This is a genomic window from Streptomyces sp. NPDC051133, from assembly GCF_040682635.1.
Classification (GTDB): domain Bacteria; phylum Actinomycetota; class Actinomycetes; order Streptomycetales; family Streptomycetaceae; genus Streptomyces.
Genome location: NZ_JBFBBK010000021.1, coordinates 60,138 through 86,970 on the forward strand (window position 1 = coordinate 60,138; position 26,833 = coordinate 86,970).

The window sequence follows — 26,833 nt, forward strand, 5'->3', positions numbered from 1 at the left end:
GACGGCCGCTTGACGTGGACGGATTCGGCAAACGGGGCAAATGTCGGATTCCTGAGTGAGGCGGGGGTAACGGGAGGTGAGAGCCCCTACAGGGAGGAGAGGTACCCGTGACACCGAACCAGGATGTCGTCGAGATGATCCTCAGGGATCACCGGACGATGGAAGACCTTCTCCGCCTCATGCGCAACACCGAGGCCGACCGCGAGACCGCGCTTCACGACTTCGCACACCTGATGATCGCGCACGGTGAGGCGGAGAGAGCCTCGGTGCACCCCGTTCTCGTCTCCTTCGAGGACGCCGACACGGTGGAGCGCATCGAGACCGCGCACCAGGAGGCGGTCAAGGTCCTCTTCGCACTGCTGCAGGTGCAGGAGATCGGTTCCGCCGAATGGGACTGGCGACTGCAGCAGTTGGCCTCGGTGACCGCCCGCCGCATGGACGAGGAGGAGCGCACTCTCGTCAACCGGGTCCGTGAAAGCCTCAGTCGGTGTTGCCGGGAGGAGCTCGGCGCGGGCTTCGCCAGGACGGAGGCCGACCTGTTGGCGGAGCGCTGCGGCAGCGTGGCCAGCGTGCAGCGGATGGTTCTCGCCGCCGCGCCCGCGTGAGGGCGCAGACCGGACCGAGACCACCACGGAGAAGCGCATACGACAGGAGCTGCCATGGACATGAGCCTGGACGCCTTCCTCACCCAGGTCACCGAACGCGCAGGCTATGAAAGACCGCAGGAGGGAGCCAGAGCCGTACAGAACGTGCTGGAGGTACTCGGCGCGCACCTGGTGGGTGACGACCGCACGGACCTGGCCGCCCTGCTGCCCGAGGGATGCGGATCACTGCTCACCGCGGCCGAGCCGGCCAACGAACCACTGACGCCCGCGCTGTTCGTCGAGGCCGTCGCCGACCGCAGCACCGAGGACCTCGTCGAGGCGAGGCGCGAAATCGACGCCGTACTGCCCACTCTCGCCGAGGCCGCGGACGACGCGCTGCTGCGGCGTCTCCTCACCCAGCTGCCCCCGGGACACGCCGGCTTGTTCGGCTGCACCGACCCCGGGTGACCCGGCCGGGGCGGCGAAGCCGGCGCCGCCCGGGCCCCGTGAGGTCGGCGGGGGGATGCTGGGCCGAGTCCGTTCTGGGACTGCCTGGCTGAAGGATCCGGCCCAGCTCCCCGCCGTCGTCCGCTGCGTCCGGGTGCCGGTCCCGGCAGTGCGGGAGACGTGCAAGATCCAGCTTCACGGGGTGGAGATCTCGCACTCGGGATGGGCGGCGAGAGACTGCCCTTCGCAGTGACTGGCCGGCACGGCCCGGCCCGCCACCCACAACCCGAAGCCGAGCGCCCCCAGGACCAGGGAGGCTGCCACCATCCGCAACGGCAACGTCCGCCAGGTCCCGCCGTACCAGCACCATGCACCCAGTAGGTACACCGCAGGTAACCCGAGGAAGATGCAGGCCACCAGGAAGACACCCCACCCCGCGCCGGTCATGTGCGTAACCATGCCCGTCCCCGGACATGGTCACTCGACGCACCTCGGCGGAGCTTCGGCCCTCCCCGGTGGGGGGCTCCGCCTACGCCTTGCCGATCACTGCTCGCCGGGCAGGAGCGCGGCGAGGTCCCCCAGAACTCGGGCCGCCGGTGCGGGGTCGACCAGCCACTTCAGGTGGCTGCTCGTGAGCGAACGGACGTCGTAGGGGTTATCCGGCGTCAGCGCGTCGCCCTCGCGGATCATCCGGTCCTGCATGGCGAGCGGCACGCTGGCGTCCTCGGTCAGCCGGACGTACGTCTTGGGGATCCGCCCCCAGGTGTGGGCCTGTGCCCGGTCATCGGGTGTGCCGACGTCGAGGTTCTCGTCGGGCTGGAACGTGTTGAGGAACGCCATGAACTGCTCGTCCGTACCGTCGGCGAGGAAAGCAGCCTTGAAGGCCGTGAGGACACCGGGGTCGGCGGTGCGGAAGTTGGAGCGCAGCAGCCCGAGCTCGGCGGGGTTTGCGACCATCGCCGACGCCAGCGCCGTGGAGTCGACCGTGGCCATCTCGGGCTCGGCGTAGTAGGCACCGACGTCGAGGTTGACGGGGCACCAGGCGGAGACGTAGACGATGCGGTCGATCAGGTCGGGCCGCTGGTTGGCCGCGACGGTGGCCGTCATGCCGCCGCGGCTGTGGGAGACGAGGACGACCGGCCCGTTCCGCTTGGCCCGCTCCAGTGTCCCGATGAGGTGCGCGGCGTTGTCGGCGAGCGTGACGCCCTTGATGGCTCCGGGCGCGGTGGCGAGCCCTTCGGGGTCCTGCGGCGCCTGGTAGGCGTGCGGGTAGGTCGCGGCGAATCCGTGCCCCGGAAGGTCGACGGCGACGGAACGGTGCCCGAGGAGGCCGAGTTCGGCTTGGAGCGGTGCGAAGGAGAAGGAGTTCGCGAAGGCTCCGTGAACCAGTACGAACGTCGGTTGCATCTGTCTGCTCACTTTCTGATGTTCGGCGGCGTCGGCGGCGAGTGCGTCGCCACACCGCTGTCGTACGGGGCTCGGTTCCACCGCGAGAGCATGCCGGAGTGCCCGCCGTGGATTACGGGGACGCCCTCAGCGAGGCGGCGCGACCAACCCCATCTCATAGGCGGTGATCACCAGTTGGACCCGGTCCCGGGCGCCCAGTTTGGTGAGCAGCCGTGAGACGTGTGACTTGGCGGTGGCCACCGTGATGAAGAGGTCCTCCGCGATCTCGGTGTTCGACCGGCCGCGCCCGACCAGCGTCAGCACTTCCCGCTCCCGCTCGGTGATGCCCTGGACCGGCCGTGCGGCGGGCGTGGGGGCGGCGGCCGCGGGGCGGCCGACGAAGTCCGCGATCAGACGGCGCGTCACGCTCGGCGCGATCAGTGCGTCACCGGCGGCGACCACGCGGATCGCGGCGAGGATGTCGTCCAGTGCCATGTCCTTGACCGCGAAGCCACTCGCGCCCGCCCGGAGTGCTCCGTAGACGTGGTCGTCCTCGTCGAAGGTGGTCAGGACGAGGACGCGGGTGGGCGCCGGACCAGCCGTGATCCGGCGGGTGGCCTCGATCCCGTCCATGCCGGGCATCCGGATGTCCATGACCGCGACGTCGGGGCTGAGTTCGCTGACGAGCCGGACCGCTTCGGTGCCCGTGGCGGCCTCACCGACGACCACCAGGTCGGGGTGGTCGGCCATGATCACGCGCAGACCGGACCGCACCAGTGGCTGGTCGTCGGCGAGCAGGATGCGGACGGTCACCGGGCCTCCGCCGGAACTCCGACGGGCGCGGGCAGCGGCAGCCGGGCCGCCACCCGGAAGCCACCCCCGGGGCGCGGGCCGGCGTCGAGGCGGCCGCCCAGCAAGCCGGCCCGCTCGCGCATGCCGATGATGCCGAAGCCATGGGCCGGGCCCCTCCCGGTGGCGCCGAGCCCGTCGTCGACGATCTCCACGCACAACTCCTCGTCCTCGTGGCCGATCGCCACCCGGCAACGCGCGACGCCCGCGTGGCGCACCACGTTGGTCAGCGCCTCCTGCACGATGCGGTACGCGGACAGGTCGATGTCGGCGGGCAGCGGGCGCTGCGTCCCACTGCGGCGCACGTCGACGCGTACCCCCGCGTCCGCGGTCGCCGCCACCAGCCGTTCGAGGTCCGCCAGACCCGGCGCGGGAGCCGGCGGCGACTGCTCCGCGGCGCTCACGCCCCGTTCGGCCTGACGGAGCGCCACCAGCGTGCGCCGAAGGCCCGACAGGGTCTCTCTGCTGGTGGCCTCGATGGCCTGCAGGGCCTTGCGAGCCTCGGCCGGCTGCGTCTGTATGACCCGGCTGCCCACACCGGCCTGGATGGCGATGATGCCGATGCTGTGCGCGACGATGTCGTGCAGTTCCCGTGCGATCCGCAGCCGTTCGGCGGTCACGGCCTCGGCCACCTCCTGCGAACGCAGCGCCACCGCGTGCTCGCGACGCTCGCGACCGAGCAGACCGGCTGTGCACGAAGCGGACATCGCCAGGACGGCGATCACCTCGTTGACGGCCAGGTTGTCGCCGTGCGCGAAGACGCCGATCACCAGGAACTGCACGGCGAACGACAGCGCGACGGCGATGACCGAGGCTTTCCGTGCGCCGGTGGCGACGATGAAGCCCAGGATCAGGTCCACCGCCAGGTACGACAGGAACTGGCCCTGGTACGAAACGGCCAGGCTCGCGCGGGCGTGGCTCGGCGTGCCCGCCACCACCACGGTGGATCCGACGAGCGCCATGGACAGGGCGAGTGGTGGCATCCGTCGCACGACGCCGGCGAGCAGGCTCACGGCCAGCAGCGCCCCGGCGCCGTGGACCGTCCCTGACGCACGCGGCGCGGCACCCACCAACAGACCCACCACGAGCAGGTAAGAGGCGCCCCCCGCCCAGGCCGCGGCGTTCGCTCTCGTCATCGGCGGCGTGCCCTCCCGGGGTCGAGCCCGCGGCGCGCGGCGCTCGCGGGCACAGGGATGATCGGCATGACGTTCACGCCGCGAGAGTAACCACCCACCGCCCGCGCGGCATCAGCCCGGGGACTTACGTCCACGGGCCAACCCGGCCGTCACAGTGCCGCCCACGGCCTCATGTCCGGGCGCAGGCCCTCCCGGCAGTGTGGGGTCCGTGATCGAAGTAAGCGAACTCACCAAGCGCTACGGCGGCAAGACGGCCGTCGACCATCTGTCCTTCACCGTGCGGCCGGGCCAGGTCACCGGATTCCTCGGCCCCAACGGAGCGGGCAAGTCCACCACCCTGCGGGTGATCCTCGGCCTCGACGCGCCCACCACCGGCACCGCCACCGTCGGCGGCGTCCCCTTCCACCGTCACCCGCGCGGACTGCGGCACGTCGGCGCCCTTCTCGACGCCGGCCAGGTCCACGGCGGCCGCACCGCCGCGGCCCATCTGTCCGCCCTGGCCCGCAGCAACGGCATTCCGCGGCGCCGGGTGGACGAGGTGCTGACGGAGGTGGGGCTGGCCGAGGCGGCGAGCCGCCGCATCGGCGGGTTCTCCCTCGGCATGAAGCAGCGGCTGGGCATCGCCACCGCCCTGCTCGGAGACCCGCCCGTGCTCATGTTCGACGAGCCGGTCAACGGCATGGATCCGGAGGGCGTGCTCTGGGTACGCCGGCTCTTCCGGCGCCTCGCCGACGAAGGGCGCACGGTCTTCCTCTCCAGTCACCTGATGTCGGAGATGGAGAACACCGCAGACCAGCTGGTCGTCATCGGCCGGGGCCGCCTCATCGCCGCCGAGTCGGTAAGGGACTTCGCGGCCCGAAGCACCCACAGCAGCGTTCTGGTGGGGTCACCGCGGGCCGCCGAGTTGGCAGCCGTGCTGACCGCGGCGGGCGCCTCGGTCGAGCCGGTGGGCCCGCCCGACGCCCAGAAGCTAGCCGTGTCCGGACTCCCGGCGGACCGAATCGGGGCGCTCGCGTTCCACCACACCATCCAGCTGAACGAGCTGACCACCCGCGCCGCCTCACTGGAGGCGGCCTTCATGGAACTGACCGCCGACAGCGTCGAATACCTGGCAGGACACCCCCGATGACCACACGCGCATCCGCCTCGCCGGCCACCCACCTCGGCGGGTCGCCCGCCCGTTTCCGCGACCTGCTCGCCTCTGAGTGGATCAAGACGCGGTCCCTGCGCTCCACCCCGTGGACGATCGCACTCACCGTCCTGTTCGTCACGGGGGCCGCCGTCGTGGCCACGCTGACGGACCACGCCGCGGGCTCCGGCCCCGCCGGCTTCCTGCCCTTCGACGCCTACCCGCAGGCCGGCTCCTGGACGCTGATGCTGGTCGCCGGCAGCACCGGCGCCCTCACCGCGGTGAGCGAGTACAGCAGCGGCCTGATCCGCACCACCACCGTGGCCGTCCCCGCTCGCGGTTCGGTGGTGCTGGCCAAGGCGGTCGTCGTCGCCGCGCTGTGGACCGTGGTCGGCGCGGCCGTCTCCACCAGCTCGTTCCTGGCCTCCCAGGCCGTCCTGTCCGGGCGGCACGCCGGGGTGTGGATCACTCACGCCGGGGTGATCCGGGCGCTGACGGCATCCGCGCTGCTGGCGCCGGTCTGTGCGCTCGTCGGTCTGGGGCTCGGCGTTCTGCTCCGGCACGCCGCCGTGACGATGGTCACCAGCGTGTTCACCCTGCTGATGCTGCCCACCATGTTCTCGGAGAGCAATCGCTGGTCGGCGGACGTCAAACACGCGATGGTGTCGGCCGCCTGGAGGCGCCTGACCGAGAACTGGGGACCGCAACCGGGATCCCTGGGCTACACCGCCACGGTCCCGGGCTCCTGGATCGTGTACGCGCTCTGGCCGTTGATCACCGTCGCGCTCGCCGTGGTCGTCGTGAGACGCCGCGATGTATGAGCCCGCCGATAGGTCGTACGATCGTACCGCGTCCGGCGCTCGGCTCGTCGGCACGTCCGTGAACGGTGGGCCGTGCGTCGCGTCCGGCACCAGGGGTGACAGGATGAACCCCATGAGCAACGTCTACTTCGACATCAGCATCAACGGCGCCCCCGCCGGCCGCATCGTCTTCAACCTCTTCGACGAGGTCGTCCCGAAGACCGCGCGCAACTTCCGTGAGCTGGCCACCGGCCAGAACGGCTACGGCTACGCCGGCTCGGGCTTCCACCGCATCATCCCCCAGTTCATGCTGCAGGGCGGCGACTTCACCAACCACAACGGCACCGGTGGCAAGAGCATCTACGGTGAGAAGTTCGCGGACGAGAACTTCCAGCTGAAGCACGACCGCAAGTACCTGCTGTCGATGGCGAACGCCGGCCCCAACACCAACGGCTCGCAGTTCTTCATCACCACCGTCCTCACCCCCTGGCTCGACGGCAAGCACGTCGTCTTCGGCGAGGTGGTCGAGGGCCAGGACCTCGTCGACCAGATCGAGGCCCTGGGCTCGCAGTCCGGCACCCCCAAGGGCAAGGTGGAGATCGCGGCCTCCGGCGTCGTCGAGGGCTGATCCCGGCCCCAAGCCCTGCTCCGATCCACCGAGCCCGAGCGCACTCAGCCCTCGGACCTCACCGGTGACGAGTACGAGGCTCGGTGGCGCCGCCCGCGCCGGATCCCACGCCGCGCGGGCGGCGATCACCGTCTCCGGACACCCGGCCGGCCTGCCGGCCACCGCTCACCTCCCTGAGCGCCGACATGCCTCACGAACGCCATGGGCCCGAAAGGCCACACGCGAGATCCGTGAGCGGGGAACCCGGCACGCCTGATCGTCGTCACTTCATGTACAGATCACCGCGTGCGCAACTGGGCGCTCCCTGGCCGCATTTCGGTCTCGGAGCGCCGCGGGCGGTGGCTCGCCAGGACCGGAACCGGTGCAGGAGACTCGGGGGGACCACACGTGCATGAGCGCAAGCCGCACAGGCGGCTGTCACTGACTCTCGCGGCAGGTGTGCTGGCCGCCGCAGGGATCGCCGCCGCCCCTGCGCCCTCCCATGCGGCGGCACATCGGACGGCGGGACACCGGGCGGCGGCCGACAGCCGTCAGCGTACCTTCGAGCGGGCCGCGGCAGAGTACGACGTTCCGCTGCCCGTCCTGCTCGCCGTCGCCTATCACGAGTCCGCCTGGGACGCCCACGCCGGCGAGCGCAGCACCAGCGGCGGCTACGGGCCCATGCACCTGACGGACGTGACGCCCCGGACGCTGGCCACGGGCGACGCGGGCGCGGCCGGCCGCGGCGACCTCGCCACCATGGCCTCCCCTCCGGCCCTGCACACCCTCCAGGCCGCCGCCAGGCTGACGGGACTGCCCGCGAAGCGACTGCGCACGGACGAGACCGCCAACATCCGTGCGGGCGCCGCCCTCCTGGCCTCCTACGCGAGGAGCACGGCCGGCGGCACCCCGAAGGACCCGGGCAAGTGGTACGCCGCCGTCGCCCGTTACAGCGGTTCCACCGAGCGGCGCGCGGCGGGTGCCTTCGCCGACCGGGTGTTCGCCACCATCGAGAACGGTGCGAGCGAGACCACCCGGGACGGACAGCACATCAGCCTGCCTCCCACCCCGGGCGTCCGGCCGGCCACCGGACAGCTGTCCGCGCTGCACCTGAAGACGACGGCCGCGGCGGACGACACCGAGTGCCCCGCCACCCTCGACTGCACCTTCCTGCCCGCCGCGCCGGCCAACGGCCAGGTGTCCGACCGCCCCGCCAACGGGATCAGGATCGACACCATCGTCATCCACGACACCGAGTCGTCCTACGACGCGGCCCTCACCACCTTCCAGAAGCCGGGCGGCGGATCGGCCCACTACGTCATCCGCTCCTCGGACGGCGCCGTGACGCAGATGGTGCCCACCAAGGACATCTCCTTCCAGGCGGGCAACTACTCGACCAACCTGCACTAGATCGGCATCGAGCACGAGGGCTACGCCGCCACGGGCGGCACCTGGTACACCCAGACCCAGTACGAGACCAGCGCGGACCTCGTCCGGTACCTGGCCGAACGCTTCGGCGTCCCGCTGGACCGGCAGCACATCCTCGGACACGACAACGTGCCCGGCCCCAACTCCGCCCTGGTCCCCGGCATGCACTGGGACCCGGGCCCGTCGTGGGACTGGGAGCGCTACATGCGGCTGCTGCACGCCCCGGTGGGCGGCCGGCACGGTGTGGGCCCCGTCGGCTCGGCGGTCACCATCACCCCCGGCTACCACCGTAACCAGCAGACCGTGCAGGTCTGCCCGTCCGACGACCCGACCGGCGCCACACCCGAGTGCACCGAACGGACCCAGCCCTCGAACGTCGTCCACCTGCGCACCGCGCCCAGCGCGACCGCGCCGCTCTTCGGCGACCAGGCCGTCCACCCGGACGGCGTCGGCACCGACCGGGTCAACGACTGGGGCAGCACCGCGGCGGCCGGGCAACAGTTCGTCGTCGCCGACCGCCAGGGCGACTGGACGGCCATCTGGTACAGCGGCACGAAAGTCTGGTTCTTCAATCCGCACGGCTGCAACACCACACGCGCCCGCCATGTGACGCTGGTCAGCGCCGCCGGTGCCTCACCGGTGGCGGTGTACGGTTCGAGCTACCCGGACAAGAACGAATACCCCGCCGGGCTCTCTCCCTCCACCCAGGCCCCGCTCAGCCCCTACAGCGTCCCGGCCGGCCAGGCGTACGTCGCCACCGCCGCACCCGCCCTCACCGACGACTACTTCCCCTCCACCGGCCGCGTCGTGACCGGCGGGAAGACCATGTACACCATCCAGTACAACCACCGCACCGCCCTGGTGTACGAGTCCGACGTCACCGCGCGGTAACCATCGAGCGGGGGGGGGGCGACGGGCGGGCCCGAGGCGCGACCGTCTTCGGTCCTGTCGCTCCGTCAACCGCCGGCAGCGCACCCGGGCCGAGGGGTTCCGGTGCTGGGCCATGCGATGTCGTCGACGGCGAGAAACGGCTCGCGGGCCACCGTCGCGGGCGTCGCCCCGGTGAACTCCACGACGTCCCGATGCAGATGGGACTGGTCGGCGTAACCGGTGTCGGCCGCGACCCGGGCCGCGCCGTCACCCGCGACCAGGCGGTGGACGGCATGGTCGAAGCGGACCAGTTTCACGGCGCGCTTGGGCGGCAGGCCGAGCTGCGACCGGAACCGGGACCACAGGCGCTTGCGGCTCCATCCGATCTCGGCCGCGAGTCCGTCGACCCGGGCCAGGCCATGGCTGCCGACGATCCGGTGCCAGGCCCAGGCCACCTCCGGGTCCACCGGCGGCCCCGCCTCGTGCCGGCGTGCGAGCAGCGCGTCCGTCAACGCGAAGCGACCCTGCCACGAAGGCACTTCGCCCAGTCGCCCGCGGATCCGGGACGCCTCCCGGCCCCACAGATCGCCCAGGGACACGGCGGCGCCGTCGAGGTCGGCGGGGGAGACGCCCAGAACCGCGCGTGCGATCACGGGGGACAGGCGCACCTGTACGCACTCGATGTTCTCCCCTCGCGCCCGGGCCTCGCCGCCGGACCCGAATCCGGGCCCGGCGACGAGGCTTCCCCGCTGCTGCCGCCCGGCGGCACCGTCGAGGACAGGCGAGCCGGTACCGAACTCCAGGAGCAGCGTCACGGCCGGGTGCGGGACCATCCGGAGCGCCTCAAGGTCACGGACACGGAACCCGGCCATGGAGACACCGGCAACCCTGCTCGGCCGCTGCGGGCATGCGACGTCCCACACAGCCCCACCGTGCATGAAAGTCCGCATCGTCCCATGCTACGTGCGCCGGTTGAGGGGAACATTCGTCCAATCCACGGCCGGGGAGCGGCGGCGACAGTGGGCCCATGACTGCTTCTGACGGCGGACCGCACGTCCATGACGGCGCCGAGCCCACCGCGAGTTCGACCCTGTCGCTGGACGACGGCGACATCCACGTGTGCGAGGACGGCCCCCTCGACGCCCCCGTACTCCTGCTCATCCACGGGTCCGCGTCCTCGACCCGCTCCTGGGACCCGCTGGTCCCGCTGCTGACCGGATCTCACCGCGTCATCCGCATCGACCTGCTCGGGCACGGCCGGTCGGCCAAACCGGCCGACCGCAGCTACGCGCTCGCGGACCAGGCGCGCCGGGCCGGCGCGGCACTGGACCGGCTCGGCGTCGCGCACGCCGTGGTCGTCGGCCACTCCAGCGGCGGCATGGTCGCCACCGCCGTCGCCGAACAGCGACCCGACCTGGTGACCGCGCTCGCGCTCATCAACACCGGACCCAGCCCCGACGCCTTCATCGCACCGCAGTTCCCCGCCATCGGACCCGCGCAGTGGCCGCCGGCCGACGAGCAGATCCGCCGGTTCGCGAGCACCGCCTTCAGCCGTGCGGGCTACCGGATTCCACCGGAGATCCTGGACGAGGTCCGCTGCATGACCCACCACACGCTCACCGCGACCCTCCAGGCGACCCGCGACTACCTGGAGCAGCGCCCACTCCCGGACCGGCTGACGGCCGTCGGCAAGCCGCTGCTGGTGGTCTTCGGCGAGGACGACCGCAGGTGGCGATCCTCGTCCGCCGCCGACTACCGCGCCGTTCCGGGTGCGAGAGTCGAGTTGCTGCCCGGTCTCGGACACTCACCCCTGCTCGAGGATCCGCAACGGACCGCCACGCCCCTGCTGGCCTTCACCACGATCCACGCCGTGCGGGTGGACTGAGTAACACGGGGGAGTGCCATGCGGATTCTCGTCTCGGGCGCCGGCGTCGCCGGTCCGGTGCTCGCGTACTGGCTCCACCGGCACGGCTTCCGCGTCACCGTCGTCGAGCGCGCGCCGAGCCCGCGCAAGACGGGCGGCCACGCGGTCGACCTGTTCCGGCCCGCGGTGAACATCTCGGAGAAGATGGGCGTGCTCCCGCGCGTCGAGGAACGGGCCACGGGCACCCGGCGGATGACCGTCTACCAGGAGGGCGCACGGCGTCCGGTCCGGGTGGACCTCTCCGAGATCTTCCAAGCCACCTCCGACCGGCACGTCGAGATCATGCGCGACGACCTCAGCGCGATCTACTACGACGCCACGCGCCGCGACGTCGCATACGTCTTCGACGACTCGATCACCGCGATCGCACCCGACGGCGAGGTGCGCTTCGAGCACGCCGCGCCGCGCCGCTTCGACCTCGTCGTCGGCGCGGACGGGCTGCACTCCAACGTGCGCCGCCTCGTCTTCGGCGACCCGTCCCGCTTCAGCGCCTCCACCGGGGCCTACTTCGGGGTGCTGACCCTGCCGCATGCCTCCGGGCTCGACGGCGAGCTCCACATGCACGTCGGCGTCGGCCGCACGGCCGGCACGTACGGGGTGCGGCACCGCGGCGACGCGCGTGCGTTGCTGCTGTTCCGGAGCGAGCGTGAGCTCGGCCACCACCACGACGACGTGCCGGGGCAGAAGGAGCTGCTGCGTGGTGCGTTCGCCGGCATGCACCCTGAGGTGGACCGCTGGCTGGACGAGCTCGACCGCACCCCGGCGTTCTACTTCGACTCGATCACCCAGCTCCGGATGGACACCTGGTCGCGGGGGAGGGTGACGCTCGTCGGCGACGCGGGCTACTGCCCCGGCCCCGTCGTCGGCGGCAGCACCAGCCTGGCCGTCGTCGGCGCGTACGTCCTCGCCGGGGAGCTGGCGCGGGCCGGCGGTGACCACGAGCGTGCCTTCCCCGCCTACGAGCGTGCGATGGCGGAGCACGTGCGCGGCAGCCGCGCGGCCGCCCTCAGCGCGGCGAAGACCCTGATCCCCACCTCACGCCTCGGCGTGCGGGGACTGGCGCACGGGGCACGCCTGGTCTCCGCCCTGCCCGCGGGAGCCGGCCGCGCCCTTCTCCGCCTCACCACCAAGAGCGCACGCCTGCACGACTCCATGACCGTCGACGACTACCTGCCGTCGCCCGCCGCGTCATGAGGCCGGCCCACTCTCCGTCCCGCCGCCGACCCGGCCTGCGGGTCTGACGAGGTGGACCGGGAGCGCTTCGACGCTGTTGCCGATGAAGCTGCGCTGGCGGGGCAGTTGGGCCTCGGGGACGGCGAGGTCGAGGTCCGGGAAACGGGTGAAGAGCCGTTCCAGGGCGATCGTGGCCTCGAGGCGGGCGAGCGGGGCGCCCACGCAGTAGTGCGCGCCCTGGCCGAAGGACAGGTGCCGGGCCGCGCCGGGCCGGGTGACGTCGAAGCGGTCGGCGTCCGGACCGTGGAAGGCCTCGTCGCGCCCGGCGGCGGTGTAACCGGCGAGGACCGGGGTGCCCCGCGGGATCACGTTGCCGCCGAGGGCCAGGTCACGGGTGGGGTAGCGGAAGGGGAACCAGCTCACCGGGCCGTCCCAGCGCAGCGTCTCGTCCACCACGTCCGACCAGGTGGCCTTGCCCTCCAGGACCAGCGCCAGCTGGTCACGGTGGGTGCACAGGGCCCGTACGGCATTGCTGATCAGGTTGAGGGTGGTCTCGTGGCCTGCGACCAGCATCAGGCGCATCGTGCCGATGAGTTCGGCCTCGCTGAGGCGGTCGCCGCCCTCCTCGCGGGCGGCTATCAGGGCGCTGGTCAGGTCGTCGCCGGGAGTGGCCCGGCGGGCGGCCGCGATCGTGCCGAGCAGCTCGACGAGCTCGCGCACGGCGGCCGTCACCTCCGCCGGGGTGGTGTCGGTGGCGATGATCACCGTGTACGTGAGCTCGTGCAGCCGGCCGCGGTGCTCGGGGTCCACGCCGAGCAGCTCGCAGATGACGCTTATCGGGAGCGGGAGCGCGAAGTGGGTGCGCAGGTCCGCGACGCCGTCCGGGTCGTCGTCGGCGGCCCGCCCGAGGTCGTCGAGGAGGCCGGCGGTCAGCTCCTCGATGCGCGGCCGCAGCCGCTCCACCTGACGGGTGGTGAAGGCGTTGCCGACGAGGGACCGCAGCCGGCGGTGGTCGGCGCCGTCGGCGGTGTGCATGCCCTGGGCGTTGGCGAACACCCGGAGCGGCCAGTCCGCGGGGATCGTGCCGTCGTTCAGGGCCGGGCAGTGGCGGGCGTCCTTCGCCACGTCGGGATGGGAGAGGAACTCCTTGAGCGCGTCGTGCCCCAGGACGACCGCTGCGGGCACTCCGCCGGGCAGGACGATGTCCGCGACGGGCCCCCGGGCCCGCAGGCCGGCGTTCAGGGCGTGCGGGCAGCCGCCGCCGGGGTCGACGACATGGGCGGGCGTGGAAGCGGGGGTGTGGGAGGACAAGTGAGGACTCCTGACCGTATGAACGAATACCGGGCAACAGTGCGGTGCCGGGGGCCGGTTGTACAAGTCCGACCCACCGACGGCCCGGCCGGCGAGCGCGGCTCGACGCTCGGCGGAGCGTTCTGGCGGTGCGTCCGTGCGGTGCGTTCGTGCGTGCGTTCTCGCGGTGCGTTCGTGCGGTGCGTTCGTGCGGTGCGACCTTGCGGTGCGGCAGCGTCGGCGGGCGTGGTGCCGCGGCGGCCCGCCCGACCGTGATGTGGTTCAGTCGAGGAGGCCGGCGACAAGGGTGGCGAACTCGTCCGGGGTGGCGAGGCGGACGCCGAGCTGAAGTGGAGCCGGGCGTCGGGCCGGGGGACGTCGAGGGGGTCGGTGCGGGTCATCGGGCGTCCTCACCGGATGACCGCGTCGTCCTCCCACGAGTCCCACAGGGCGCGGGCCACCTCGACCCCATCACGGGACTCCCGGGCCCGGAACGGACCGACCGGGGAAGGCTGCGGCACATCGGCCCCGCCAACCAACTCATCGCCTTGTTGGGTGAATTGTGCAAGCACCAAAACGCGAGCACGCGCGGCGACAGGCCACGACGCGTCAGGAACTTTCCCGTTCAACGTATGTCGTCCGCCCCTGTGAACGTCAAGGTCGACCATGGGCGCAGGGGCGTCTCTCCCACTGGGACGCATGGTGGACGCATCTTTCCGGGTGTGCTTTGATCCGGGCATGGAGACCACTGGCGCGGCACACACGGTGCTGCTCGACCCGTTCTGGGTGAGCCGCCGCGCCGACCAGTTCGACCAGGTCTGTTGCTGATCGCCGCTCGACGGCTCGCGAACTCGCTCTTCTCTTTTCGTCCGCTGCCTCCTTTCGCCTTCAACTAACCATTGCTGGGGCGTAATTGAGTGGCGCGCGCGTTCACCTTGCCGTGAAGGAACTTCCCATGGCCCAGTACGCAGCCCTGCCCGTCATCGACATCTCCCGCTTCCGCGCCCGCGCATCACGCCGACGCGGTTCCCCGCTCCAAGGAATCGACCTGATCCCGCGTGGCGCGGGTGTCGTACTTCGCCCTCTTCATGCTTCAGCGGCTCTTTCACCCCTACCGAAACCGAAGGAGATCACGTGAGTTCGACCAGAACGCGGCCCGCCCTCGTAGTCCTGGGTGCGGCGGCGCTGTTGACCGCGTCCGTCGCCGTTCCACAGGCCTCGGCGGCCGGCCGTACGTCCACGTCCCTCGCCTGGTACGACGCCACCGCCGAGACCATCGCGGCGGCCGGGGCATCCACACAGATTACCAACAGCCGTACATGGGCGATTAGTTGGCTCGCGGCCGCTCGAGCCACCCGGAGTGTGCCCGCGGGCGTCGAGCGCGGTGCGTATCAGGAGGCGGCGCTCGCCGGGGCCGTACACCGTGTGCTGGTGACGCTGGTCCCGAGCCGTGCGGAGCAGCTCGACGCGAAGTACAAGGAGAGCCTCGACGCGATTCCCGATGGCCCGGCTGAGGAGCGGGGTGTCGCGGCGGGGGAGAAGCAGGCCGATCTCGTCCTGAAGTCGAGGGAGGGTGACGGCCTGGATCCTGCCTCGGTCAACGCGCCCTATCCCGTGAAGCCCGCGGCGCCGGGCGTGTGGCAGCCGACGCTGCCCGACTACGCGCCGGCGGCCCAGTACGGCAATCGTCTGGCCAAGCCGTTCCTGCTCAGAACGCAGAGCCAGTTTCGGCTCGGCCCGCCGCCCGCTCTCGACTCCCAGCGCTACGCCGCCGACCTCACGGAGGTGCGGGCGTACGGCGCCGCAGACAGCGCGGTGCGCAGCGCCCACCAGACAGAGACGGCCACCTTCTGGCTGGGCTCCTCGCTCACCCTCTACACCGAGCCGCTGCGGGTGGCGCTCTCGCGCGCGGACCAGGGGATCGCCGGGCAGGCGCGGCTGGTCGCGCTCTTCCACGTGGCGCTGGTGGACACACAGATCGCCACCTCCGACAGCAAGTACGCCTACGAACGCTGGCGTCCCGTCACCGCGATCCGCACCGGCACCATCGACCCTGACCCGGACTGGACGCCGCTGCACACCACCCCCGCTCATCCGGACTACCCCAGCGGCCACAACACCTACGCGGGCGCCGCACAGACCGTGCTGTCGGCGCTGGTCGGTCCGCGTACCGCCCCGTTCGACTTGACCAGCCCCACCGCGCCCGGGGTGACCAGGACGTACACCGCCTGGAAGCAGCTCTCGGACGAGAACGTGGACGCCCGGGTCTTCTCCGGCATCCACACCCGGTCGGCTGACGAGGCGGGGATCACGCTTGGCACGAACGTGGCACGGTACGTTCTGCAGAACGCGGGACGGCTCCTCGCTGCACGCTGACCCTCCGAGCGCTCACCGGCAGCGGGGCGCCCAGTCCGTGGTGCTGACGGAACGCAGGCGATGACCGTACCGAGGCCCCGCCGTCGTGCGGGGCCTCGGTGGGCCGGGCTCATTCGAACGCCGCCGCGTCGCGCAGCGCCTGGGCCGCATGACCCCACCCCGGCGCACCGCCCGCAACTCCCGGCTGACGTTCTCGGCCTCGTCCCGCTCTGCGGCCGCCCGCTGACGCTCACCGGAGCGGTTGTCTGCAGGCCCGCTGTTCGGGCGTGGTCACCGGGGGGGATCGAGCAGAGTGCGCAGCCCGGGGAAGACAACGAAGCACCGGGCTGCTGATCGAGGGAAACGGGCCGAGCACGGACGACCGGCTGGTGCCGACGCGCAGACGCCAGCCTTTGACGCGCACGTCAGGGGCAAGTGCGGAGGCCGGTGCGACCTCCACGACCAGGCGGAGGAGTTCTCCGTGTCCGCAATGCAAGACCCGTGCGGAAAGTTATTGACCGACGTGGTGGACCTCTGCTGAACTCCCGTCTTATGAACCCGCGCGTGGACCTCACTCGGCGGCGCCACATCGATCTGGCGCACGTCTCCAGCGCGTTTTGTTGTCGCTGACGCGGCAAGGGATCGTCGTATCCACCTTCTGAAGGCTCCCCTCTCCTCTCATCTGCTTCTCGTATGAGCCGGGAGCCTGTTCGCGCACGCCGACGCGGCCGCTGAGAACGCGGCTGTAGCGGTCCTGCGACCACGCGCCTTCTGCGACCACGCGTCCTCTCTCCGGCCGGCCCAGTCCGGTGTTCCGCGTGGTCAATCAGTTCTGCGCCGTACGCACCCCCTTCACCAGACTCCCCGTTCTCCAGCACCCCTTGGCGTGCCCATCTGCCCGGGAGGGATCCCCTCATGCTTCCGTCCATCCGAAAGCTCACCGGCCGCATCGGCGCGGTCGTCGAGGGCGTCGACCTCGCGGCGCCACCCGACCTCTCGACAGTCACGACGCTCCGAGACGCCCTCAACGAGCACAAGGCGATCGTGTTCGACGACGTGCAGCTCGACAACGCCGGTCAGGAGCGCGTCGCCGGGTGGTTCGGCGAAGTCACCACCGCCCACCCGAACGTGCCGGCCGCCGACGGCACGACGAATGTCCTCGCCGTCGACAGCGCGACGTCCAAGGCCAACGAGTGGCACACGGACGTCACCTTCGTGGTCAACCCGCCGCAGCTCACCACGCTCCGGTCCATCGTGACGACGCCCTACGGGGGGCAGACGCTCATCGCCAACGCCGCCGCGGCCTACCGCGATCTGCCCGAACCGCTGCGCGCCCTCGCGGACACGCTGCGCGTCGTGCACACCAACCAGTACGACTACGCCCGCCCCGCAGCCACGACGGCGCAGCGACAGGAGTACGACCGGGTCTTCGTCTCGACGCCCTACGAGGCCGAGCACCCTGTCGTGCGAGTCCATCCGCTCACTGGCGAACGCGGGCTGTTCATCGGTGGCTTCGCCAAGCGGATCGTCGGCCTGTCGAGCAGCGACTCGGCCGATCTGCTGCGCATCCTCCAGTCGTATGTGACCCGTCCGGAGAACATCCTGAGCTGGACCTGGTCCCCGAACCAGCTGCTGATCTTCGACAACCGGATCACCCAGCACTACGCGGTGGACAACTACGACGACCACCCGCGCCGCCTCAACCGGGTGACGATCGCAGGAGAGGTACCGACCGGTGTCGACGGCCGCCGCAGTGAGCAACTGATCGGCGACGCCTCGCACTACAGCAGCGTGCTGGCGGTGGCGGCATGACCGATCTCAGCCTCAAGGCGCCGGCCGTCACCAAGGTCCCGGACGCCGAGACGACGGGCGCGCGGGAACGCGAGGTGTTCCTGCCGCGCGACGCCCGCCGCCGGACGTCGCTCAGCACACTCCGCGAGCGCCTGCGCTGGCCGCTGGGCATCTATACGATCCCGGTCGCGATCCTCATCGCCTGGGAGATCCTCGCCCGGGCCGGAGTGGTGTCGAAGACCTACGCCCCCGCGCCGACCTCGATCGTGAAATCTGCCGCCGATCTTTGGCAACAGGGCGTCCTCGGGCCGGACTTGGCCATCTCGCTGCAGAGGGCCGGCATCGGTCTCGCGATCGGTCTGACGGTGGGCATCGTCAGCGGGGTGCTGGGCGGGCTGCTACGCAGCGGTGAGTACCTGTTCAACGGCTTGGTACAGGTGCTGAACACGATCCCGCTCCTCGCGGTGCTGCCGCTGATGATCGTGTGGTTCGGCATCGATGAACTCACGAAGGTGCTGCTGATCTCCTTCGGCGCCGGTGTCCCGATGTATCTCAACCTGTTCGCCGCGATCCGGGGCGTCGACCAGCGGCTGATCGAGATGGCGCGCACGACGGGTGCGGGCACCTGGCGCCTGGTGACGCGCGTGCTGGTGCCCGGGGCCCTGCCGGGGTTCCTGGTGGGCCTCCGGTTCTCCCTCGCGTACAGCGTCCTGGGCCTGGTCGCCGCCGAAACGGTCAACGCCGACAAGGGACTTGGCTTCCTCATCACTCAAGGGCAGACGTACCTCCAGACCAACCAGGTCTTCGTGGGGCTGGTGATCTACTCGCTCCTCGGTCTGCTCGCCGACCAGTTCGTCCGGGCTCTCGAGCGGGTGCTGCTGCGGTGGCGGCCCGGTTATGAGGCGTCATGAGCAGCACGATTGCGACGGAGCACCGTCGGCAGACCGGGGCCGTCGTCGAGCAGGTGGTCCGTCAGTTCGGTGACCGAGCGGTGCTCGACCACCTCGACCTCACCATCGCCGACGAGGAGTTGGTGATCCTGCTCGGTCCTTCGGGCTGCGGCAAGAGCACCCTGCTGCGGCTGCTCGCCGGGCTGGACCGGCCCGACGGAGGGCGTGTGGAGGTCCCGGCACGGCGTGCGATCGTCTTCCAGGCCGACCGGCTGCTGCCCTGGCAGCGGGTACTGCGCAACGTCACGCTCGGCCTGCACGGGGCCGACGCGGAACAGCGGGCCCGCGACGTGCTCGCCGAGGTCGGCCTCACGGGCCGCGAGAAGGCATGGCCCAAGGAACTCTCCGGCGGCGAGGCCCAGCGGGTCTCACTCGCGCGGGCACTGGTCTCCGAGCCCGAACTCGTCCTGCTCGACGAGCCGTTCGCCGCCCTCGACGCCATCACCCGGCTGCGCATGCACGACCTCGTACGCGCACTGCGGACCAAGCATCAGGCCGCCATGCTGCTCGTCACCCACGACGTCGACGAGGCGATCGCCCTGGCGGACCGCATCGTCGTCATGAGCAACGGCCGCATCGGCACCTCGCACCAGGTGGACCTCACCGCCGCGGACCGTGAGGCAAGCGTCGCACGCGAGGAACTCCGCGCCCGGCTCCTGGAAGACCTCGGCCTCGCCGGCCAGCACTGACCTCCCCGAACACCCTCACCCAGCACAGAAAGCACGACACCCATGCGAAAGAGAACCGTGAGACTCATCGGCGCAGTCGGCTCGCTCGCTCTGGCGAGTACCCTCGTCGCCTGCGGAGGATCGTCGTCGGACACCGCCGCGCCGCTGAGCAACGCCGTCGACGCGAGTGACGCCAAGCACCCCGAGTGGAGCAAGTACACCTTCATGATCGGCGACAACGGCGGTGACGGCAGCCAGGAACTGGCGAAGGTCACCGGCGTGTTCGACAACGCGCCCTACAAGGTGAGGTTCGCCCGCTTCACCTACGGTCCGCCGCTCGTGCAGGCCGCCGCCTCGGGCGACATCGACCTGGGCAGCGTCGGTGACGTGCCGCCGATCACCGGCGCCGCGAAGGAGTACGGCTTCAAGGTCGTGGCCGTCAACCGCTCGCTCACACCCACCCAGTCGAACGAGAACATCATCGTGCCGAAGGGCTCGAAGCTGAAGACGGCCGCCGACCTCAAGGGCAAGAGGATCGCTGTCCCGCAGGGCAGTTCGGCCCACGGTCTGGCCCTGAACGCGCTGAAGAGCGTCGGTCTCACCCCCAAGGACGTGAAGCTGGTCTTCCTCGACCCGGCGGCCGGCGCCACGGCGTTCAACACCGGGAAGGTGGACGCCTGGTCGATCTGGAACCCGCAGTCGGCGATCGCGGTCAAGAACGGCGCGCGGATCCTGGTGAAGGGCCTCCCGCCGATCGACCAGACGAGCAGTTACTACGTCGCGAGCGACACGTCGCTGAAGGACAAGACCAAGCGTGCGGCTCTTACGGACGTCCTGAAGAGGCTGTCGCGAGAGTTCGCCTGGGCGGTCAAGAACCCCGACAAATACGCGCAGGCGCTGTCGAAGGAGCAGGGCATCCCGCTGGATGACGCCAAGGCGTCCCTGGCCGCCTACTCGAACCGGGTGACTCCGGTGGAGCAGTCGGACATCGAACTGGAGCAGAAGCTCGCCGACGCCTTCCTGGAGGCGGGGCAGATCACCAAGAAGGTCGACGTCCCGTCGATCGTCGACAACCTCCTGCCGGCCGGTTACGACAGCTCGAAGCTGAAGGTCACCTCATGAGCGCGGGACGGAGGAGGCTCCACCTCAACGCCTTCCTCATGGAAGCGGGCCACCACGAGGCGGCGTGGCGGCTGCCGCACAGCAATCCCCGGGCCGACTTCGACCTACGGCACTGGATCGAGCTGGCGCAGCTGGCGGAGAGCGCCAAGTTCGACTCGCTGTTCCTCGCGGACGGGCCGGCCCTCATCGGCACCGGTGAGTTCCGGCCGCCGGGCCAGCTCGAACCGCTGACGCTGCTGACCGCGCTGTCCCAGGCGACCAGCAGGATCGGCCTCATCGCGACCGTGTCGTCGACGTACAACGAGCCCTACAACCTCGCCCGCCGGCTCGCGTCCGTCGACCACGTCAGCGGCGGCCGCGCCGGCTGGAACATCGTCACCTCGGCAGGGGCGGACGAGGCGGCCAACTTCGGCCTCGACGACCGCCCCGGCCACGCCGAGCGCTACGCCCGCGCCGACGAGTTCCTGAAGGTCGCCAAGGCGCTGTGGGACAGCTGGGAGTCCGAGGCCGTCGTCGCGGACAAGGCCGCCGGACGCTACGCCGACCCCGCACGGCTGCACGGGCTCGGCCATGAGGGCAAGTACTTCAAGGTGGCCGGCCCGCTCAACGTCGAGCGTCCGCCGCAGGGCTACCCGCTGCTGGTCCAGGCCGGCTCCTCGGAGGACGGCAAGGACTTCGCGGCACGGCACGCCGAGGCGATCTTCACCGCGCACACGACATACGAGCGTGCGGCCGGCTTCTACGCCGACATCAAGGCACGGACCAGGGCCGCGGGGCGCGACCCGGACGGCGTCATCGTCCTGCCGGGCATCGTCCCGTACATCGGCTCGACCGAGGAGGAGGCCCAGGCGCTTGCGCGGCAGTTCGACGAGCTGCGCGTCCCGGAGTACGGGCTGCGCCAGCTGGCCGCCGTGTTCGAGACCAAGCCATCCGTCTTCGAACTCGACCAGCCGCTACCGGAGTTCATCCTGGCGAGGCCGAAGCTGGAGGGCTCGCAGAGCCGTTCCGACCTGATCGTCGATCTCGCGGTGCGCGAACAGCTGACGGTCCGGCAGATCATCTCCCGGCTCGGCGGCGGCCGCGGCCACTTCGAGTTCGTGGGCACACCCGAGCAGGTGGCGGACACGATCATCGCCTGGTTCGAGGGCGGTGCGGCAGACGGGTTCAACATCATGGCCCCCGCGCTGCCGTCGGGCCTGACGGCCTTCGTCGAGCACGTCCTGCCGATCCTGCGCGGCAAGGGGTTGTTCCGTGAGGAGTACGAGGGCACGACCCTGCGCGAGCACTACGGGCTCCCGGTGCCTGCGAACCAGTTCCATGGCTGACCCGCTTTCCGGGCCTGAACCGCTGCCCACGGCCGGCCCGCTTCCCCTGGCTGACCCGCTCGCGACTCCCGCCGCTTCCACTTTCCGGAGCGGCGGGAGTCCGCCCGCGCCCCTGGACGCTCCCGGCTCGCGCTTCCGTGATGGGGCAGAGCTCGAGGACTCCGGTCTGCTCGGCGGATACCGGCGTGAGCTCGGCTGGGGCAGGGGAAGGACGCTCGGCGCGCGCACTGCGGTCGGACCGGAGTACCCGGACTGACCAGGGCCTGGATCGTCGCAGGATCAGGCCCAGACTCCTGTACCCGGCCGAGCACGCCGGACACCGACCCCGAAGAACGGTGGCCGTGTCGAGGCGGGCCGCCGTCCATCGGGGCGTCCGCGATGCGGGACGGCCCTCTTGACGCCGATGTCGGTCGGATCGACACTCACTGAGGGAATCCTAGTGAATAGGTAGGGAAAATATGAGGCGCTTGGAGTCGGTCACCGTCCGAGTGAGCCGTTCGCCTCTTCTGACCTCCCGCCGTCACATCGATCTGCTGCGTGTCTGCAGCGCGATCGACCCCCAGGGCTGAGCCGCGCCCATCCCGCACCGGAGACGCCCTCAGGTGTCGTGCCGTCCGGTGCGTACGGGAGAGCTCCGCTCCCTCACCCGACGTCGCTTCCGCCGCGCGTACGCCCGCGCCCGCTCCCGGGGAGAGTCATGACTGTCACACCGCTGGCCGCCCACGCCTCCGGCCGACCCGCGCCCGCCTTCCGGGGCCGGATCGGCCGGGATGCGCGCAGCGGCCACTACGCCGTTCCGGGCCGCTACCGCCTCCATCTGTCGACCGCCTGTTCCGGCGGCCTGCGCATCGCCGTCACCCACAGCCTGCTCGGCCTGGACACCGTCTGTCCGGCCACCTTCCTGCCCGCGGTCCCCGACTGCCCCGAGGGCGGCCACTCAGTCCTGCGTCCGTTGTACGAGGCCAGCGCCCACCGGTACCCCGGTCCGGCCGTCGCGCCGGTGCTCAGCGACGACTGGTCCGGGCGGATCGTCAGCACCCATGCCCCGGACATCATGCGCGACCTCGACCGCCGGTTCGGCGGTGACCGCCCCTCGCTCTACCCGTGCGGCGCGGAGTCGGAGATCGAGGCGGTCGAGCGGATGTGCGGGCAGGGCATCGAACAGGCCGCGCAGCACGCCGGATCGGCCGGTGGTGAGCCGGTGGAACGTGACGCGGCACTTGGCACGCTGCTCGAAACGCTCGGGGCCCTGGAACGCTGGCTCGAAGGACGCACGTACCTGATCCGCGACGATGTCACCGCCGCCGACGTCGCGTTGTGGGTCGCCCTGGTCCAGCTCGATACCGTCCACCGCAACCACCTCGACGCCTCCGCCGTCCAACGCATCGCCGACCATCCGACCCTGTGGGCCTACGCCCGCCGGCTCGCCGCCCATCCCGCCTTCGGCGGCCACCTCGACCTCGACGGCATCGAGCGCCGTCACCACGCCCGCTGCCAGGGCCTGGAAGCCGCCGGAGCGGCCGTGCGGATCCTGGACTGGGCGGCCCACACCACCCGTTAGCCGTTCCACCTGGTGGACCGGCGTTGACATTCGTTCGGGCAATTGTCTTAACTACGGCCCAGAACGGTCATGAGTGTCAGCGACAAGCCCTGGCTGGCTGACCGGCAACCCTCGCGCCGCGGTGGGGTGCCCCAGGTGACGACCGGACCGAAGACGTTTCGGTAAGCGCGAGGCCCACAGGGCCGGAACAGTGATGGTGACGCCATGTACGCAGCTCTCAGGACGGCCACGCGCCGCTCCCAGGGCTGCGTACAGCCGCACCCGAACCCTCTCGTCGCCGATCGCGCCGTCGATCTGCTCCGCGTGAACAGCGCACTGTGTACCGCACCGGGCCGTGCCCGCTGTCGGGGCTGACACCTCCCCGCAGCCCCCGCACTCCCTGATGAACACCGCCCGTGCGGTGTGCCGTCGTCCTCCCCGCCCCCGGTACCTCGCCGTCGTGTGCGCCCCCGCATGCCGCCGCGCTTCCGGGGTGTACCCACCCAGCCGGAGCCCACCATGAGTGAACCCCCTGGCGCCACCGTCACCCTCCCCCAGGCGCCGACCGCCGATCAACCATCGAAAGCCCTCACTGCCCAGCGAGTTCTGCCGCTGCGGCGCCCCGGACGCTGGATCGCCACCGCGGTCGTCCTGGTCCTGGTCGCCCAGTTCGTGCACGGGCTGGCCTCCAACCCCTTCTACCAGTGGGACCGCTGGGGCTACTGGTTCCTGCGCCCCACCATCCTCGACGGCCTGCTCATCACCCTCGAAGTCACCGCCTACAGCGCGGTGCTCGGCCTGATCGGCGGTGTGCTGCTCGCCCTGGCCCGGCTGTCGAAGAGCCCGGTGCTGCGCGCGGTCAGCTGGACCTACGTCTGGGCGTTCCGCTCCATCCCCCTCATCGTGGTCCTGATCTTCCTCTACAACTTCAGTGCCCTGTACAAGACTTTGAGCGTCGGCATCCCCTTCGGGCCGGCCTTCTTCTCCTTCGACGAGTCGAAACTCGCCACCGACATGGTCGTCGCCGTCGTCGGCCTCAGTCTCAACGAGGCGGCCTACGCGGCCGAGGTGGTGCGCGGCGGCATCCTCTCCGTCGACCAGGGCCAGCACGAGGCGGCCGCCGCCCTCGGCCTGCCCAAGGGCTACCAGTTCCGCAGAATCGTCTTTCCCCAGGCGCTGCGCTCCATCATCCCCAACTACGTCAACCAGCTCATCGGCCTGATCAAGGGCACCTCGCTGGTCTTCTACGTCTCCCTGCTCGACCTGTTCGGCTCCGCGCAGACCATGGGCTCCACCTACCCCGGCGACATCGTGCCGCTGCTGCTGGTCGTCACCGTCTGGTACCTGATCCTGACCAGCGTCGTCTCCGTCATCCAGTTCTACGTCGAGCGGTACTACGCCCGCGGCGCCACCCGCAGCCTGCCGCCGACACCGCTGCAGAAGCTCCGCACCGGACTCACCTCCCTGCGGGCCCGCATCCGCCGGGAGGCCGCCGTATGACCACCGACACCATCGAGGCCCTGGCGGACGTCGAGGCCGCCACCGTCGAGGTCCACGACGTGCACAAGTGGTACGGCACCCACCGGGTGCTGGACGGCGTCGACCTGACCGTCCGCCCCGGCGAGGTCACCGTCATTCTCGGCCCGTCCGGCTCCGGCAAGTCCACCCTGCTGCGGGTCGTCAACCACCTGGAGAAGCCCGAGATCGGCTACGTCAGCGTCAACGGCGAGCCGATCGGCGTGAAGCGGCAGGGCGAGAGGCTGAAGGAGCTGAGCGAGCGCGCCATCCTCACCCAGCGCGGACGGATCGGCTTCGTCTTCCAGAACTTCAACCTGTTCCCCCACCTCACCGTGCTGGACAACGTGGCCGCCGCCCCGGTCGCCACCGGCAGACTCGGCAAGCCCGAGGCCCAGGAGCTGGCCCGCGAACTCCTCGGCCGCGTCGGACTCGCCGACAAGACCGGCGCCTACCCGCGCCAGCTCTCCGGCGGCCAGCAGCAGCGCGTCGCCATCGCCCGCGCCCTCGCCCTGCGCCCCGGAGTCATCCTCTTCGACGAGCCCACCTCCGCCCTCGACCCCGAACTGGTCGGCGAAGTCCTCGCCGTCATCAGGGACCTGGCGACCAGCGGCACCACCCTTCTCATCGTCACCCACGAGATCGGCTTCGCCCGCGAGATCGCCGACCGGGTCGTCTTCATCGACGGCGGCAAGATCATCGAGCAGGGCCCGCCCTCCGAGGTCCTCGACAAGCCGCGCCACGAGCGCACCAGGGACTTCCTCAGCAAGGTCCTCTGACCCGCCGCACCCTTCAGACCTCCCCCCACGCCACCCTCATCACCTCCAGCGACAAGGAACGGCCATGGCCTCCCACTTCACCCGACGCAGCCTGATACGCGGCATCACCGCGGCGACCGCCGTCGGCTCCCTGGCCACCGGGCTCGCCGCCTGCGGTGGCAACAGCGACGCGGCCACCTCCACCGACAGCGCCGCCAAGACCGGCGAGGTCGTCATCGGCCAGGTCTCCAACGGCGCCGCCCAGCAGACCTCCATCAAGGTCTCCGAGGTCAAGTCCATCAGCGCGGAACTGCCCGCCGCCGTGAGGAAGAGCGGCAAGCTGGAGATCGGCATCGGCGCCCTGCCGGCCGGATTCCCGCCGCTGGCCTACGTGGGCAGCGACCAGAAGACCCTCACCGGCGCGGAACCCGACTTCGGCCGCCTGGTCGCCGCGGTCCTCGGCCTCCAGCCCGAGGTGAAGAACTCCACCTGGGAGAACCTCTTCGTCGGCATCGACAGCGGCAAGGTCGACGTGGCCTTCTCCAACGTCACCGACACCGAGGAACGCAAGAAGAAGTACGAGTTCGCCTCCTACCGGCAGGACAACCTCGCCTTCGTCGTGCCGAAGAAGAGCACCTGGAACTTCGACGGCAACTACGAGAACCTCGCCGGCAAGACCGTCTCCGTCAGCTCTGGCACCAACCAGGAAAAGATCCTCCTGGAGTGGAAGGGGAAGCTGGCCAAGGAGGGCAAGAAGCTCACCGTCAAGTACTTCCAGGACAGCAACAGCGTCTACCTCGCCCTGTCCAGCGGCAAGATCGACGCGTACCTCGGCCCCAACCCCGGCATCGCCTACCACAACCGCCAGGTCGCGAACACACCCAACGCCACCCGCACCGCGGGCACCTACTCCGGCGCCGGCGCGAGCCTGCAGGGCCTGATCGCGGCGACCGCGAAGAAGGACAGCGGCCTGGCGAAGCCGCTCGCCGACGCCATCAACTACCTGATCAAGCACGGTCAGTACGCCGAGTGGCTCAAGGCCTACAACCTCTCCAACGAGGCCGTCGCCAAGTCCGAGGTCAACCCGCCCGGACTGCCCCTCGACAACTCCTGACCATCGCGTGCCGGGGATTCCACCGCCGCCTCGCGGTGGAGTCCCCGGGCGTCGGACACCCGAGCCGCACCC

General features: G+C 70.7%; 25 protein-coding genes, 1 pseudogene and 1 riboswitch. Of the genes and pseudogenes, 19 read left to right on the forward strand and 7 right to left on the reverse strand.

The features are described from left to right. Positions 1 to 107: 107 nt before the first annotated feature. Positions 108 to 605, forward strand: a complete 498-nt coding sequence (locus tag AB0N17_RS22310; protein WP_366013166.1) for a hemerythrin domain-containing protein — start codon at positions 108 to 110, stop codon at positions 603 to 605. Positions 606 to 659: 54 nt separating this feature from the next. Beyond that, positions 660 to 1,052, forward strand: coding sequence for a DUF2267 domain-containing protein (locus tag AB0N17_RS22315; RefSeq protein ID WP_366013167.1), 393 nt, complete (start codon positions 660 to 662; stop codon positions 1,050 to 1,052). Positions 1,053 to 1,226: 174 nt separating this feature from the next. Here the strand turns inward: AB0N17_RS22315 and AB0N17_RS22320 are convergent, their stop codons facing one another. The 4 genes from AB0N17_RS22320 to AB0N17_RS22335 form a co-directional block, all read right to left on the reverse strand. Then, positions 1,227 to 1,478, reverse strand: a complete 252-nt coding sequence (locus AB0N17_RS22320; RefSeq protein ID WP_366013168.1) for a hypothetical protein — start codon at positions 1,476 to 1,478, stop codon at positions 1,227 to 1,229. A 96-nt stretch (positions 1,479 to 1,574) separates the two neighbouring features. Next, positions 1,575 to 2,450: an alpha/beta fold hydrolase gene (locus AB0N17_RS22325; protein ID WP_366013169.1), complete on the reverse strand. Its 876-nt coding sequence runs from the start codon at positions 2,448 to 2,450 to the stop codon at positions 1,575 to 1,577. Between the two features lie 114 nt (positions 2,451 to 2,564). Beyond that, positions 2,565 to 3,230, reverse strand: a complete 666-nt coding sequence (locus AB0N17_RS22330; protein WP_366013170.1) for a response regulator transcription factor — start codon at positions 3,228 to 3,230, stop codon at positions 2,565 to 2,567. Continuing rightward, positions 3,227 to 4,402 carry a sensor histidine kinase gene (locus tag AB0N17_RS22335; RefSeq protein WP_366013171.1) on the reverse strand — a complete coding sequence of 392 codons (1,176 nt, stop codon included), beginning with the start codon at positions 4,400 to 4,402 and terminating at the stop codon, positions 3,227 to 3,229. The genes AB0N17_RS22330 and AB0N17_RS22335 overlap by 4 nt, the downstream gene beginning before the upstream one ends. Positions 4,403 to 4,610: 208 nt before the next feature. Here AB0N17_RS22335 and AB0N17_RS22340 point away from each other — a divergent pair, with 208 nt between their 5' ends. The 4 genes and pseudogenes from AB0N17_RS22340 (at position 4,611) to AB0N17_RS22355 (ending at position 9,257) form a co-directional block, all read left to right on the forward strand. Next, positions 4,611 to 5,531, forward strand: coding sequence for an ABC transporter ATP-binding protein (locus AB0N17_RS22340; protein WP_366013172.1), 921 nt, complete (start codon positions 4,611 to 4,613; stop codon positions 5,529 to 5,531). Next, a complete protein-coding gene (locus AB0N17_RS22345; RefSeq protein ID WP_366013173.1) occupies positions 5,528 to 6,352 on the forward strand; it encodes an ABC transporter permease in 825 nt (274 codons plus the stop codon). Before AB0N17_RS22340 ends, AB0N17_RS22345 begins: the two co-directional genes overlap by 4 nt. Before the next feature lie 112 nt (positions 6,353 to 6,464). Beyond that, positions 6,465 to 6,959 (forward strand): peptidylprolyl isomerase, encoded by a 495-nt coding sequence (locus tag AB0N17_RS22350; RefSeq protein WP_366013174.1) that lies wholly within the window; start codon positions 6,465 to 6,467, stop codon positions 6,957 to 6,959. Between the two features lie 387 nt (positions 6,960 to 7,346). Next, positions 7,347 to 9,257, forward strand: a pseudogene (locus AB0N17_RS22355) (N-acetylmuramoyl-L-alanine amidase). A gap of 65 nt (positions 9,258 to 9,322) precedes the next feature. On the opposite strand, the gene AB0N17_RS22360 reads toward AB0N17_RS22355, so the two are convergent. Then, on the reverse strand, positions 9,323 to 10,186 hold the full coding sequence (locus tag AB0N17_RS22360) for a helix-turn-helix domain-containing protein (RefSeq protein ID WP_366013175.1): 864 nt from the start codon (positions 10,184 to 10,186) through the stop codon (positions 9,323 to 9,325). Positions 10,187 to 10,263: 77 nt separating this feature from the next. Here AB0N17_RS22360 and AB0N17_RS22365 point away from each other — a divergent pair, with 77 nt between their 5' ends. Together AB0N17_RS22365 and AB0N17_RS22370 are read left to right on the forward strand one after the other, a co-directional pair. Beyond that, positions 10,264 to 11,121 carry an alpha/beta fold hydrolase gene (locus tag AB0N17_RS22365; protein WP_366013176.1) on the forward strand — a complete coding sequence of 286 codons (858 nt, stop codon included), beginning with the start codon at positions 10,264 to 10,266 and terminating at the stop codon, positions 11,119 to 11,121. An 18-nt stretch (positions 11,122 to 11,139) separates the two neighbouring features. After that, positions 11,140 to 12,354 carry an FAD-dependent monooxygenase gene (locus AB0N17_RS22370; protein WP_366013177.1) on the forward strand — a complete coding sequence of 405 codons (1,215 nt, stop codon included), beginning with the start codon at positions 11,140 to 11,142 and terminating at the stop codon, positions 12,352 to 12,354. On the opposite strand, the gene AB0N17_RS22375 is transcribed toward AB0N17_RS22370, so the two are convergent. Next, complete coding sequence (locus AB0N17_RS22375; protein ID WP_366013178.1) at positions 12,349 to 13,644, reverse strand: cytochrome P450; 1,296 nt, start codon at positions 13,642 to 13,644, stop codon at positions 12,349 to 12,351. The two genes, AB0N17_RS22370 and AB0N17_RS22375, sit on opposite strands and share 6 nt — an antisense overlap. 1,109 nt (positions 13,645 to 14,753) lie before the next feature. Continuing rightward, positions 14,754 to 14,921, reverse strand: a complete 168-nt coding sequence (locus AB0N17_RS22380; RefSeq protein WP_366013179.1) for a hypothetical protein — start codon at positions 14,919 to 14,921, stop codon at positions 14,754 to 14,756. Between the two features lie 133 nt (positions 14,922 to 15,054). Between AB0N17_RS22380 and AB0N17_RS22385 the strand changes: the two genes are divergently transcribed. The 11 genes from AB0N17_RS22385 (at position 15,055) to AB0N17_RS22435 (ending at position 26,761) form a co-directional block, all read left to right on the forward strand. Further along, the gene (locus tag AB0N17_RS22385) at positions 15,055 to 15,999 is read left to right on the forward strand and encodes a vanadium-dependent haloperoxidase (RefSeq protein ID WP_366013180.1); all 945 of its coding nucleotides are present in this window, start codon (positions 15,055 to 15,057) and stop codon (positions 15,997 to 15,999) included. A gap of 894 nt (positions 16,000 to 16,893) precedes the next feature. Continuing rightward, positions 16,894 to 17,790 (forward strand): TauD/TfdA family dioxygenase, encoded by an 897-nt coding sequence (locus AB0N17_RS22390; protein WP_366013181.1) that lies wholly within the window; start codon positions 16,894 to 16,896, stop codon positions 17,788 to 17,790. Next, on the forward strand, positions 17,787 to 18,680 hold the full coding sequence (locus tag AB0N17_RS22395; RefSeq protein ID WP_366013182.1) for an ABC transporter permease: 894 nt from the start codon (positions 17,787 to 17,789) through the stop codon (positions 18,678 to 18,680). Before AB0N17_RS22390 ends, AB0N17_RS22395 begins: the two co-directional genes overlap by 4 nt. Continuing rightward, entirely contained in the window at positions 18,677 to 19,408 is a 732-nt protein-coding gene (locus tag AB0N17_RS22400) for an ABC transporter ATP-binding protein (protein ID WP_366013183.1), read from the forward strand. The genes AB0N17_RS22395 and AB0N17_RS22400 overlap by 4 nt, the downstream gene beginning before the upstream one ends. Before the next feature lie 57 nt (positions 19,409 to 19,465). Further along, positions 19,466 to 20,509 carry an aliphatic sulfonate ABC transporter substrate-binding protein gene (locus AB0N17_RS22405; RefSeq protein WP_366013184.1) on the forward strand — a complete coding sequence of 348 codons (1,044 nt, stop codon included), beginning with the start codon at positions 19,466 to 19,468 and terminating at the stop codon, positions 20,507 to 20,509. Next, positions 20,506 to 21,834, forward strand: a complete 1,329-nt coding sequence (locus tag AB0N17_RS22410; protein ID WP_366013185.1) for an LLM class flavin-dependent oxidoreductase — start codon at positions 20,506 to 20,508, stop codon at positions 21,832 to 21,834. Before AB0N17_RS22405 ends, AB0N17_RS22410 begins: the two co-directional genes overlap by 4 nt. 458 nt (positions 21,835 to 22,292) lie before the next feature. Next, on the forward strand, positions 22,293 to 22,403 hold the full coding sequence (locus AB0N17_RS22415) for a putative leader peptide (RefSeq protein WP_366013186.1): 111 nt from the start codon (positions 22,293 to 22,295) through the stop codon (positions 22,401 to 22,403). 128 nt (positions 22,404 to 22,531) lie between these two features. Further along, a complete protein-coding gene (locus AB0N17_RS22420) occupies positions 22,532 to 23,395 on the forward strand; it encodes a glutathione S-transferase C-terminal domain-containing protein (protein WP_366013187.1) in 864 nt (287 codons plus the stop codon). Positions 23,396 to 23,460: 65 nt separating this feature from the next. Beyond that, positions 23,461 to 23,569, forward strand: a riboswitch (SAM riboswitch). A gap of 324 nt (positions 23,570 to 23,893) precedes the next feature. Continuing rightward, positions 23,894 to 24,874: an amino acid ABC transporter permease gene (locus AB0N17_RS22425; protein WP_366013188.1), complete on the forward strand. Its 981-nt coding sequence runs from the start codon at positions 23,894 to 23,896 to the stop codon at positions 24,872 to 24,874. Next, positions 24,871 to 25,668 carry an amino acid ABC transporter ATP-binding protein gene (locus tag AB0N17_RS22430; protein WP_366013189.1) on the forward strand — a complete coding sequence of 266 codons (798 nt, stop codon included), beginning with the start codon at positions 24,871 to 24,873 and terminating at the stop codon, positions 25,666 to 25,668. Before AB0N17_RS22425 ends, AB0N17_RS22430 begins: the two co-directional genes overlap by 4 nt. A gap of 64 nt (positions 25,669 to 25,732) precedes the next feature. Continuing rightward, a complete protein-coding gene (locus AB0N17_RS22435) occupies positions 25,733 to 26,761 on the forward strand; it encodes a transporter substrate-binding domain-containing protein (RefSeq protein ID WP_366013190.1) in 1,029 nt (342 codons plus the stop codon). The last annotated feature ends 72 nt before the right edge of the window (positions 26,762 to 26,833 follow it).